The 11,714-nt window shown below is 65.3% G+C and carries 8 protein-coding genes; 6 read left to right on the top strand and 2 right to left on the bottom strand.

Going from position 1 to position 11,714, the window contains the following annotated elements:
- The first annotated feature begins 34 nt into the window (after positions 1-34).
- The 5 genes from F6X40_RS05305 (at position 35) to F6X40_RS05285 (ending at position 5,974) form a co-directional block, all read left to right on the top strand.
- Positions 35-247, top strand: a complete 213-nt coding sequence (locus F6X40_RS05305) for a DUF6726 family protein (RefSeq protein WP_090803657.1) — start codon at positions 35-37, stop codon at positions 245-247.
- A 125-nt stretch (positions 248-372) separates the two neighbouring features.
- The gene (locus F6X40_RS05300; RefSeq protein WP_184065663.1) at positions 373-756 is read left to right on the top strand and encodes an MliC family protein; all 384 of its coding nucleotides are present in this window, start codon (positions 373-375) and stop codon (positions 754-756) included.
- 257 nt (positions 757-1,013) lie between these two features.
- Positions 1,014-2,666, top strand: coding sequence for an acetolactate synthase large subunit (locus F6X40_RS05295; RefSeq protein WP_187618145.1), 1,653 nt, complete (start codon positions 1,014-1,016; stop codon positions 2,664-2,666).
- A gap of 30 nt (positions 2,667-2,696) precedes the next feature.
- Entirely contained in the window at positions 2,697-4,133 is a 1,437-nt protein-coding gene (locus tag F6X40_RS05290) for an aldehyde dehydrogenase family protein (protein WP_187627048.1), read from the top strand.
- A 374-nt stretch (positions 4,134-4,507) separates the two neighbouring features.
- Positions 4,508-5,974 (top strand): DEAD/DEAH box helicase, encoded by a 1,467-nt coding sequence (locus tag F6X40_RS05285; RefSeq protein ID WP_184065672.1) that lies wholly within the window; start codon positions 4,508-4,510, stop codon positions 5,972-5,974.
- A 44-nt stretch (positions 5,975-6,018) separates the two neighbouring features.
- Here the strand turns inward: F6X40_RS05285 and gluQRS are convergent, their stop codons facing one another.
- Positions 6,019-6,909, bottom strand: a complete 891-nt coding sequence (gluQRS, locus tag F6X40_RS05280) for a tRNA glutamyl-Q(34) synthetase GluQRS (protein ID WP_187627047.1) — start codon at positions 6,907-6,909, stop codon at positions 6,019-6,021.
- A 52-nt stretch (positions 6,910-6,961) separates the two neighbouring features.
- On the bottom strand, positions 6,962-7,825 hold the full coding sequence (locus tag F6X40_RS05275; protein ID WP_184059422.1) for a sulfurtransferase: 864 nt from the start codon (positions 7,823-7,825) through the stop codon (positions 6,962-6,964).
- 303 nt (positions 7,826-8,128) lie between these two features.
- Here F6X40_RS05275 and dnaE point away from each other — a divergent pair, with 303 nt between their 5' ends.
- Positions 8,129-11,695: a DNA polymerase III subunit alpha gene (gene dnaE, locus F6X40_RS05270; RefSeq protein WP_187627046.1), complete on the top strand. Its 3,567-nt coding sequence runs from the start codon at positions 8,129-8,131 to the stop codon at positions 11,693-11,695.
- Positions 11,696-11,714: the final 19 nt, after the last annotated feature.

Below are 11,714 nucleotides of genomic sequence, written 5' to 3'. Positions count from 1 at the left end.
TTATCGAAGCAAAGAGATCGGAGTAGAGGATCGTATGGCGCTTGAATCTCGCAGCAATCCATGGCGCGGCGCGCTTCGCCGGGTCGGCGCACTCGGCGTGGCGTTCGCGCTGTGCGCCGGCATCAGCGGCTGCGGGCTCGCGGCCGCGCCGTGCCGGATCGCTTCGGCGGGACTGAAGATCGTGCCGGTGGTCGGCCACGTCGCCGCTGCGCCGACCGATGCGTGTGCCGGCGTGATCGATCCTTGAAGCGTCGTCGAGCTGTCCGTGAATCGCCCATGAGCTGCCTGTGACTCGGCCGTGACTCGGCCGTGACCGGCGTCGCTGCCGGTGTTGCCTTCCCTGCCTGACCCCCGCAACAATCGAGGTGTTCGATGAAGACATGGCGTGTTGCAATCCTCACGGCGGCAGCATGGACGGTGGCCTGGCTGGCGGCATCTTCCGGCGGCGCATCGGCCGCGCCATTGCAGTTCAAGCACTTCGAGGGCAAGAACCATCAGACGCGCAAATACACCTGCGCGACCGGCAAGATCCTGCAAGTCACCTACTGGAACGCGCAGAACGGCCAGAGCTTCGCCGTGCTGCCGGTGAAAGGCGCGTCGATGCTGTTCGTCAACACGATCTCGGCGTCCGGTGCGAAGTACCAGGCTGGCAGCTATACGTGGTGGACCAAGGGTCCGCGCGCCAACCTGTACGACCTGACGAGCGGCGAGAACGCGCCGCCGATTCTCTCCGACTGCGTGACCGTGATTCGCTGATTTGCTGATCGGCGGACACGTGCACCGCATGCGGCGGCTTCATCCCCGACCGCCGCCTGCTTCTTCTCGCGCCTGGCTTCCTGTTCCCCGCGCCGCCTCGTGCGCTCGCGCGCATCGTTTCCGTTCGAGTAGTAAGCTGTCCGGCATGGCGTTCGCCATGCCGTTTGCCATGCCGCGCGCGCGGAGCGGTGTTTCGCGCGCAGCCGTCGTTGTCGTCTTCGATTGTCCGTTCCCCGAGTCATCAAGCGAGACCCTCAATGAAAGCATCGGACCTGTTCGTCAAATCGCTGGAAGCCGAAGGTGTCGAGTATGTGTTTGGCATCCCCGGTGAAGAAAATCTCGATCTGCTGGAGTCGCTGCGCCGCTCGAAAATCCGTCTGATCCTCACGCGCCACGAGCAGGCGGCCGGCTTCATGGCCGCCACCTACGGGCGGCTCACCGGCCGCACGGGAGTATGTCTGGCGACGCTCGGCCCCGGCGCGACCAACTTCGTGACCGCGGCCGCCTACGCGCAGCTGGGCGGGATGCCGATGCTGATGGTCACGGGCCAGAAGCCGATCAAATCGAGCAAGCAGGGGCACTTCCAGATCGTCGACGTGGTGCGAATGATGGAGCCGCTCACCAAGTACACACGGCAGATCGTGTCGATCGGCAATATTCCGGCGACGGTGCGCGAGGCGGTGCGCCGCGCCGAGGAGGAACGCCCGGGCGCCACGCACCTCGAATTGCCCGAGGACGTTGCGCACGAGGAGGGCGATGGCAAGCCGATTCCGAAGAGCTACAGCCGCCGCCCGGTCGCCGAGGAGAAGGCGGTCGCGCGCGCGGTCGAGGCGATCACCGCCGCGAAGCATCCGCTGCTGATGATCGGCGCGGGCGGCAACCGCAAAACCACCACGAAGATGCTGCGCGAGTTCGTCGACCAGATCGGCATTCCGTTTTTCACCACGCAGATGGGCAAGGGCGTGATCGACGAATCGCATCCGATGTGGCTCGGCAACGCGACGCTCTCCGACGGCGACTTCGTGCACCGCGCGATCGAGCTCGCGGACTGCATCATCAACGTCGGTCACGACGTGATCGAAAAGCCGCCGTTTTTCATGCGCAGCGGCGAAGCGGGCGAGAAGACCGTGATCCACGTGAACTTCCTCGGCGCCGAAGTCGATCCGGTGTATTTCCCGCAGATCGAAGTGGTCGGCGATATCGCCAACGCGGTGTGGCAGCTCAAGGAAAGCCTGAAGACGCGTCAGGAGCATTGGGACTTCACGCGCTTCAAGGAGATCAAGGAGCACTTCGAGGCGCATCTGGTGAAGGGCCAGCACGACGATCGCTTCCCGATGTACCCGGTGCGGATCGTCAACGACGTGTACGAGACCACGCCGGTCGACGGCATCGTGTGTCTGGATAACGGCATGTACAAGATCTGGTTCGCGCGCTACTACCGCGCGCACGAGCCGAATTCGCTGCTGCTCGACAACGCGTTGGCGTCGATGGGCGCGGGGCTGCCGTCGGCGATCGCGAGCAAGATCGTGCATCCGGAGCGCAAGGTGATCGCCGTGTGCGGCGACGGCGGCTTCATGATGAACTCGCAGGAGCTCGAAACGGCGGTGCGGCTGAAGCTCGATCTGGTGATCCTGATTCTGCGCGACGACGCGTTCGGCATGATCCGCTGGAAGCAGGAGAACATGAACTTCCCGGACTACGGCATGACGCTTGCGAACCCGGATTTCGTCGCCTATGCGCAGAGTTATGGCGCGCAGGGGCATAGGATCGAGGCGGCCGAGCAGTTCGCGCCGCTGTTGCGCGAGTGCTTCGCGACGCCCGGCGTGCACGTGATCGACGTGCCGATCGACTATTCGGACAACGAGCGCGTGCTCAATCGCGAGATCAAGCGGCTGTCCGCGCGGCTTTGAGCCTCTGCATCGAATCTAGGAGAACGCGACATGTTGCAGAAAACCTATCCGTACTACCTCGCCAACGAGCCGGTGGCCGCCAACACCGATCTCGAAGTCACCGACAAATTCAGCGGCGAAGTCGCCACGCGCGTCGCAATGGCCGACGCGGCCGCGATCGACAAGGCGATCGGCCTGGCGGTCGATGCGATGCCCGCCATGCGCGCCTACCCGCCGTTCAAACGCCAGGCGGTGCTCGAACATTGCGTCAAGCGCTTTCGCGAGCGCTACGATGAACTCGCGCTCGCGCTGTGCATCGAGGCGGGCAAGCCGATCAACGATTCGAAGGGCGAAGTCACGCGCCTGATCGATACGTTCAAGGTCGCCGCGGAGGAGAGCGTGCGGATCGACGGCGAGATCGTCAATCTGCAGATTTCGCCGCGCGCGAACGGGTATCACGGCTATGTGAAGCGCGTGCCGATCGGGCCGTGCTCGTTCATCTCGCCGTTCAATTTTCCGTTGAACCTGACCGCCCACAAGGTCGCGCCGGCGATCGCGGCCGGCGTGCCGTTCGTGCTGAAACCGGCGAGCCGCACACCGGTCGGCGCGCTGATCATGGGCGAAATTCTCGCGGAAACCGACCTGCCGAAGGGCGCGTTCTCGATTTTGCCCGCGCATCGCGACGGCGCCGACCTGTTCACGACCGACGAGCGCTTCAAGCTGCTGTCGTTCACCGGGTCGCCCGCGGTCGGCTGGGAGTTGAAGCGCAAAGCCGGCAAGAAAAAGGTGATTCTGGAGCTGGGCGGCAACGCGGCGGCGATCGTCGACGCTGACCAGGGCGGCAAGCTCGACTACGTGGTCGACCGGCTCGCGTTCGGCGCGTTCTATCAGTCGGGGCAGAGCTGCATCGGCGTGCAGCGGATTCTCGCGCACACGAGCGTCTACGACGCGCTGCGCGAGAAGCTGATCGCGAAGACGAAGTCGCTCGTGATGGGCGATCCGAAGAACGAAAAGACCTTCGTCGGGCCGATGATTTCCGAATCGGAAGCGAAGCGGCTCGCTGGCTGGATGGAGGGGGCGGTGCAGGCGGGTGCGCAGATCGTCGCGGGCGGCAAGGTCGACGGCGCGATGTTCGAGGCGACGCTGCTGGAAGGCGTGAAGCGCGACACCGATCTGTATCGCAAGGAGGCGTTCGGACCGGTTGCGATACTCGAGCGCTTCGACGATTTCGAGGCGGCGCTCGCGCAGGTCAACGACAGCGACTTCGGCCTGCAGGCCGGCGTGTTCACCGATTCGCTCGCGCATGCGCATCGCGCGTGGGATGCGCTCGAAGTGGGCGGCGTCGTGATCAACGACGTGCCGTCGTTCCGCGTCGACAACATGCCGTATGGCGGCGTCAAGGATTCGGGGCTCGGGCGCGAGGGCGTGCGCTACGCGATCGAGGACATGACCGCGATGCGGCTGATGGTGATGCGCGAGACGTGGTGAGGGGCGATCTGACGTGAGCGGGGGCGGGCGACCGTTCGCAATGGGGCCAGTGCGGGCGCGGGGACGGCTGACGAACGCCGCGCGCCGCCCGCCGAAGTGCCCGGCTGTCACGCCACTGTCGTCTGTGCGCACTACGCTGCGACCGAAGCAACGGCCGCGAGCCGCCGGCCGGCCAGCCGTCACGAGCGTTTTTGCTGAAGTGCTACAATGCTCGGCTTTCGGCGGATGCTTCCGCCAGCCGGAGCCGGCCGCATTATCCGAACTCAGACGGGTCTCGCGCGGAACGACGTGGCTCCGCCTTCATCCTGATGCCCTCCGCGGTCCCGACCGCTGTCGCGCGCATCGCGCCACGCGCCTTTTTAGCGAAAGCCACCATGTCCGACACAGCCGTCACGCCCAGCACCGAGACTTTTGATCAATTCGGCCTCGCGCCCGACATCCTGAAGGCCATCAAGGAATCGGGCTACACGTCGCCCACGCCGATCCAGGCGAAGGCGATCCCGGTCGTGCTGGCGGGCCGTGACGTGATGGGCGCCGCGCAGACCGGCACCGGCAAGACCGCGAGCTTCTCGCTGCCGATCATCCAGCGCCTGCTGCCGCAGGCCAGTACGAGCGCGTCGCCGGCGCGCCATCCGGTCCGCGCGCTGATCCTCACGCCGACCCGCGAACTGGCCGACCAGGTCGCCGCGAACGTGCAGGCCTACGCGAAGCACACGGCGCTGCGCAGCGCGGTCGTGTTCGGTGGCGTCGACATGAATCCGCAGTCCGAGCAGCTGCGCCGCGGCGTTGAAATCCTGATCGCGACGCCGGGCCGTCTGCTCGATCACGTGCAGCAGAAAACCGCGAACCTGGGCCAGGTGCAGATGCTCGTGCTCGACGAAGCCGACCGCATGCTCGATATGGGCTTCCTGCCCGACCTGCAGCGCATCCTGAACCTGCTGCCGAAAGAGCGCCAGACGCTGCTCTTTTCCGCGACGTTCTCGGGCGAAATCAAGAAGCTCGCCGCGACGTATCTGCGCAACCCGCAGACCATCGAAGTGGCGCGCAGCAACTCGACCGCGACCAATGTCACGCAGATCGTCTACGAAGTCGCCGAGGGCGACAAGACCGGCGCGGTCGTGCAGCTGATCCGCGAGCGTGGCCTGAAGCAGGTGCTCGTGTTCTGCAACAGCAAGATCGGCGCGAGCCGGCTCGCGCGCAGTCTCGAACGCGACGGCGTGGTCGCGACCGCGATTCACGGCGACCGCACGCAGAGCGAGCGCATGCAGGCGCTCGATGCGTTCAAGCGCGGCGAAGTCGAGGCGCTCGTCGCGACGGATGTCGCCGCACGCGGTCTCGACATCGTCGAACTGCCGACCGTGATCAACTTCGACCTGCCGTTCAACGCCGAAGACTACGTGCACCGGATCGGCCGCACGGGCCGCGCGGGCGCATCGGGCGACGCGCTGTCGCTGTGCAGCCCGAACGAGCGCAAGCAACTGGCCGACATCGAGAAGCTGATCAAGCGTCCGCTCGACTTGCAGCGCCTGACCGTCGAGGCGCCGATGCGCCATCATCACGAGGACCGTCCGCCGCGCCGCGATCGCAGCGAATCGCGCGACGAGCGCGGCCGCCGTCGCACGGGCGGGGCGTCGGGTTCGTATGACCGTGCGCATCATCATCGCGCGCAACCGGTCGACGATTTCTTTCTGAAGCCGTACGAGCCGTCGCCGGCTTCGGTGCGCACGATCGAGGAGACGGCCGCGTCGAACGGCGCGCCGCAGAAACAGGCGCCAAAGCGCCAGTTGGCCGCGTTGCTCGGTGGGTTCGGGATGCCGAGGAAGACACCTTCGTCGTCGTAAGGCGGGTTGCAGGCTTGGCGCGCGGGCGCAACGCCGCGCGCGCATCATCGGGATGCGCGAATGTTCATCCGTTTTGCCCAGGCCGCGGTCGCGGCGCTGTAGAACTGCTCCAGCGTCGTGGGCGGCTCGCTTCCCAACTTCAGTCCCAGATGCCGTGCCGCCGCGCCTAGTGCTTCGAGCGGCTTGTCGCTATCGAGCGCGGTCGCGCCGTTCTGCTTGCTCAGTTTCTCGCCGTGCTCGTTGGTGACGACCGGCACATGCAGATACTCGGGCGTTGCCACACCCAGACAACGCTGCAGATAAATCTGCCGCGCCGTCGAATCCATCAGATCCGCGCCGCGCACGATGTGCGTGATGCCCGCGTCCGCATCGTCCACCACCACCGCCAGCTGATATGCCCACTGATCGTCCGCGCGGCGCAGCACGAAATCGCCGACCTCGGTCGCGAGATTTTGCGTCTGCGGACCCCGCCAGCGGTCGTCGAACGTGATCACGGCGGGCTCGCCGTCGGGTACGCGCAGGCGCCACGCGCGTGCCGGCTTGCCATGCAGACCCGTGCGGCAGGTGCCGGGGTAGGCGAGTGTAGTGTTGCGCGCGTGCGCGTGCAGCAGCGAATCGGCGATTTCCTTGCGCGTGCAGCCGCACGGATAGACGAGACCGGTCGATTTCAACTGCTCCAGCGCGTGCTGATAGCGCGCCATGCGCTGGCTTTGCCAGACCGGCGTTTCGTCCGCGCGCATGCCGAAACGTTCGAGGGTCGCGAGGATGTCCTCGGCGGCACCCGGCATCGTGCGCGGTCCGTCGATATCTTCGACGCGCACGAGCCACGCGCCGCGCTGCGCGCGCGCGTCGAGCCAGCTCGCGAGCGCGCTGACCAGCGAGCCGAAATGCAGCGGGCCGGTCGGCGACGGCGCGAAGCGTCCGCGATAGGTCATGGTTTGGGGACGACAGGCGAGGCGCCCGCGTCACGGAGCCCCCCGGCTGTCATTACGCGGCGCACGCGGCCTTGCTGTCCGGATGGCACGCCGGACAGGTCTTGCCCGCGACGTACATCGGCGATTGCTGTTGCTCGGGCGTGACCACCGCGCGGCAGCCGAAGCATTGCGCGGTCGCGGTCGGTTCGAGTTGCGGATTCAGCGCGGTGCGGTAGTCGAACACGAAGCAGTCGCCGTGATAATGCGCGCCGCCCACTTCCTCGAAGTATTTGAGGATGCCGCCTTCGAGCTGGTACACGTTCTCGATGCCGACCTCCTTCATATGGATCGCGGCCTTCTCGCAGCGGATGCCGCCCGTGCAGAACGACACCACCGTCTTGTCTTGGAGATCGGCACGGTTGTTCTCGATTACCTCGGGGAATTCGCTGAACTTCGTGATCCGATAGTCGAGCGCGTTGTCGAACGTGCCGACGTCGACTTCGAACGCGTTGCGCGTGTCGAGCATCACGACCGGACGGCCTTCGTCGTCGTGACCGCGGTCGAGCCAGGTCTTCAGCGTCGGCGCGTCGACGAACGGTGCGCGGCCGAGCTCGGGGCGGATCGCCGGCTTTTTCATCGTGATGATTTCGCGCTTGAGCTTGACCAGCATGCGCGTGAAGGGCTGCTTGTCCGACAGGCTTTCCTTGAACTGCAGATTCGCGAACTTGCCTTCGAACAGCGCGTCGTGGCGAATGTAGTCGATGAATGCGTCGGTGCTCTCGCGCGTGCCGGCGATGAACAGGTTGATGCCTTCCGGCGCAAGCAGGATGGTGCCGCGCAGGCCGAGCGCATTGCAGCGTTCGGTGACGAACGGGCGCCAGGCGGCGGTGTCTTCGATGGTTGCGAATTGATACGCGGCGAGATTGACGATACTCATGTGTGTTCTGCGGTAAAGATGGCCGGCGTGGCGAGGGGCGGCGGGATGTGCCGCCGCTGTTGCGCCCCGTATGAGACCCGGGGTTTGCCGCGCGGGTTCGCGCGCGTTTGCCGCGCGTTTGCCGCTTAAATGGCCACGTCGAGAGAGGCGAAACCCCTATTATCCCTCAACCCGGCATTTTCCCCGACCTGGCCGAATGGCTAACGAGTTGCGCTAGCGCAAACAGCGCTCGCTCCGACCTCGTCCTGGCCGGATGGCCAACGCGCCGTTTTGACCTGAAATCCGCAGAAGGGTGGAGTTACAATGTCGCCCATGTCAGATCCCCGCTTCGTTCATCTCCGCGTTCACTCCGAATTCTCGATTGCCGACGGCATCGTGCGTCTCGACGACATCGTCGCGGCGGCGGCCAAAGACGGTCAGGGCGCGCTCGCGCTTACCGACCTCGGCAACGCGTTCGGCCTCGTCCGTTTCTACCAGGAAGCGCGTGGCAAAGGGATCAAACCCATTGCCGGCTGCGACGTCTGGATCACCAATCCTGACGACCGCGACAAGCCTTCCCGCCTGCTGCTGCTGGTCAAGGACCGCCGCGGTTACCTGAACCTCTGCGAATTGCTCAGCAAGGCCTCGCTGACGAACCAGTATCGCGGCCGCGCGGAAATCGAAGCCGGCTGGCTCGAATCCGGTCTGGGCGAAGGGCTGCTCGCGCTGTCGGGCGCGCAGCAGGGCGACATCGGTCTCGCGCTGGCGGCCGGCAACGAAGAGGCGGCGAAGCGCCACGCGCAGCATTGGGCGAAGGTGTTCCCAGGCGGCTTCTATATCGAGCTGCAGCGCTATGGCCAGCCTGGCGGCGAGCAGTACGTGCAGCAGGCGGTCGCGCTCGCGGCATCGCTGAAACTGCCGGTCGTCGCGTCGCACCCGATGCAGTTCATGACACCGGACGACTTCACCGCGCACGAAGCGCGCGTGTGTATTTCCGAAGGCGACATTCTCGCGAATCCGCGTCGCCAGAAGCGCTTCACGGCCGAGCAGTATTTCCGCACGCAACAGGAAATGGCCACGCTGTTCGCGGACATTCCTTCGGCGCTGGCGAACACGGTGCAGATCGCCAAGCGCTGCAATCTGACGCTCGAACTCGGCAAGCCGAAGCTGCCGCTCTTTCCGACGCCCGACGGCATGTCGCTCGACGACTACCTGGTGCAGCTGTCGAAAGAGGGCCTGGAAAAGCGGCTCGAACAGTTGTATCCGGACGAGGCCGAGCGCGACGCGCAACGCCCGACGTACTACCAGCGCCTCGAATTCGAATGCGGCACGATCATCAAGATGGGCTTTCCGGGCTACTTCCTGATCGTCGCGGACTTCATCAACTGGGCCAAGAACAACGGGGTTCCGGTCGGGCCGGGCCGGGGTTCGGGCGCGGGTTCGCTGGTCGCCTATGCGCTCGGCGTGACCGATCTCGATCCGCTGCGCTACAACCTGCTGTTCGAGCGTTTCCTGAATCCGGAACGCGTGTCGATGCCCGACTTCGATATCGACTTCTGCCAGCACGGCCGCGATCGCGTGATCCAGTACGTGAAGGAGAAATACGGCGCGAACGCGGTGTCGCAGATCGCGACGTTCGGCACGATGGCGGCGAAGGCGGCGGTGCGCGACATCGGCCGCGTGCTCGATCTCGGCTACATGTTCACGGACGGCATCGCGAAGTTGATCCCGTTCAAGCCGGGCAAGCACGTGACGATCGCCGACGCGATGAAGGAAGAGCCGCTGTTGCAGGAGCGCTTCGACAACGAAGACGAAGTGCACCAGCTGCTCGAACTCGCGCAGCGCGTCGAAGGCTTGACGCGTAACGTCGGCATGCACGCGGGCGGCGTGCTGATCGCGCCGGGCAAGCTGACCGATTTCTGCCCCTTGTACACGCAGGGCGACGAAAGCGGCGTCGTCAGCCAGTACGACAAGGACGACGTCGAAGCGGTCGGTCTCGTGAAGTTCGACTTTCTGGGCCTGACCACGCTGACCATTCTGGATTGGGCCGAGCGCTACATCCGCCGCCTCGATCCGTCGAAGCAGGACTGGTCGCTCGCCCAGGTGCCGCTCGACGACCCGGCGTCATTCTCGATCCTGAAGAAAGCGAATACGGTCGCCGTGTTCCAGCTGGAAAGCCGCGGCATGCAGGGCATGCTGAAGGACGCGCAGCCCGACCGCTTCGAAGACATCATCGCGCTCGTCGCGTTGTACCGCCCGGGTCCGATGGACCTGATCCCGAGCTTCTGTGCGCGTAAGCACGGCCGCGAGGTGGTGGAATATCCGGACCCGCGCGTCGAACCTGTTCTGAAAGAGACCTACGGCATCATGGTCTACCAGGAGCAGGTGATGCAGATGGCGCAGATCATCGGCGGCTACTCGCTGGGCGGTGCCGACCTGCTGCGTCGCGCGATGGGTAAGAAAAAGCCCGAGGAAATGGCCAAGCACCGCGAAATTTTCGCGGAAGGCGCGGCCACCAACGGCCTCACGCGCGAGAAATCCGACGAAATCTTCGACCTGATGGAGAAGTTCGCGGGCTACGGCTTCAACAAGTCGCACGCGGCCGCCTACGCGCTGCTTGCGTACTACACCGCGTGGCTGAAGGCGCACCATCCGGCCGAATTCATGGCGGCCAACATGTCGCTCGCGATGGACGACACGGACAAGGTCAAGATCCTGTTCGAAGACTGCCTCGCGAACAGGATGGCCGTGCTGCCGCCGGACGTGAACCTGTCCGCGTATCGCTTCGAGCCGGTCGCCGAAGCCGACGGCAAGCGCTCGCGCACGATCCGCTACGGTCTCGGCGCGATCAAGGGCAGCGGCCAGAACGCGATCGAAGAAATCCTGCGCGCGCGCGAGGAAGGCCGCTTCATCGACATCTTCGATTTCTGCAATCGCGTCGATCGGCGCATCGTCAATCGTCGCACGATCGAGGCGCTGATTCGCGCCGGCGCGTTCGACACGCTGCATCTGAACCGCGCGCAGCTGATCGCGTCGGTGTCGCTCGCGATGGAAGCGGCCGAGCAGGCGGCGGCCAATGCGCTGCAGGCCGGCCTGTTCGACATGGGCGACGCGCCGTCGCAAGGCCACGAACTCGTCGACGAACCGGAGTGGCCGGAAAAGCGCAAGCTGCAGGAAGAAAAGGCCGCGCTCGGTTTCTACCTGTCGGGCCATCTGTTCGATGCATACAAGGACGAAGTGCGTCGCTTCGTGCGCCAGAAGATCGGCGAGCTGAAGGAAGGGCGCGACAAGCTGGTCGCGGGCGTGATCGTGTCGCTGCGCACGCAGATGACCCAGCGCGGCAAGATGCTGATCGCGCTGCTCGACGACGGCACCGGCCAGTGCGAAGTGACGGTGTTCAACGAGGTCTTCGAAGAGCACAAGCAGTTGTTCAAGGAAGACGAGCTGCTGGTCGTGCAGGGCCAGGCGCGCAACGACGCGTTCACGGGCGGCATCCGCTTCACGGTCGAAACGGTGATGGATCTCGGCCGCGCGCGCTGCCGTTACGCGGACTCGCTGAAGGTGCAGATGAACGGCAACGCGGACGCGCAGGCATTGCGCCGGGTGCTCGAAGCGCACACCGCCGGCAAGGACGAGCCGTCCGCCACAGCCGCGCCGGCGGCCGCGCCGCGCGCCAATGGCGGTGGGCGTGGCGGCTTCGGCGGCGACGGCGGCCGTCAGCGTCAAGCGGTGCAGATTCCGAACGGGCTCGCGGTGCAGGTCGTTTATCGCAGCGAGCATGCGCAAGGCGAAATGCGTCTGGGCGACGCGTGGCGCGTGAAGCCGACCGATGAACTGCTCGCCGCGCTGCGCGGCGAGTTTGCGGGAAGCTCGATCGAAATCGTGTATTGAGCGAGGTCCGCGCTGTGGA

The organism is Paraburkholderia sp. UCT31 (assembly GCF_014397655.1).
GTDB lineage: Bacteria > Pseudomonadota > Gammaproteobacteria > Burkholderiales > Burkholderiaceae > Paraburkholderia > Paraburkholderia tuberum.
This window is presented reverse-complemented; position numbering and strand designations above follow the sequence as displayed.

Bases quoted from the DNA above. Each gene is read 5' to 3' on its own strand.
- gluQRS (WP_187627047.1), bottom strand. From the start codon at position 6,909: ATGACCTATCGCGGACGCTTCGCGCCGTCGCCGACCGGCCCGCTGCAT.
- F6X40_RS05275 (WP_184059422.1), bottom strand. From the start codon at position 7,825: ATGAGTATCGTCAATCTCGCCGCGTATCAATTCGCAACCATCGAAGAC.
- F6X40_RS05300 (WP_184065663.1), top strand. From the start codon at position 373: ATGAAGACATGGCGTGTTGCAATCCTCACGGCGGCAGCATGGACGGTG.
- F6X40_RS05305 (WP_090803657.1), top strand. From the start codon at position 35: ATGGCGCTTGAATCTCGCAGCAATCCATGGCGCGGCGCGCTTCGCCGG.
- F6X40_RS05295 (WP_187618145.1), top strand. From the start codon at position 1,014: ATGAAAGCATCGGACCTGTTCGTCAAATCGCTGGAAGCCGAAGGTGTC.
- dnaE (WP_187627046.1), top strand. From the start codon at position 8,129: ATGTCGCCCATGTCAGATCCCCGCTTCGTTCATCTCCGCGTTCACTCC.
- F6X40_RS05285 (WP_184065672.1), top strand. From the start codon at position 4,508: ATGTCCGACACAGCCGTCACGCCCAGCACCGAGACTTTTGATCAATTC.
- F6X40_RS05290 (WP_187627048.1), top strand. From the start codon at position 2,697: ATGTTGCAGAAAACCTATCCGTACTACCTCGCCAACGAGCCGGTGGCC.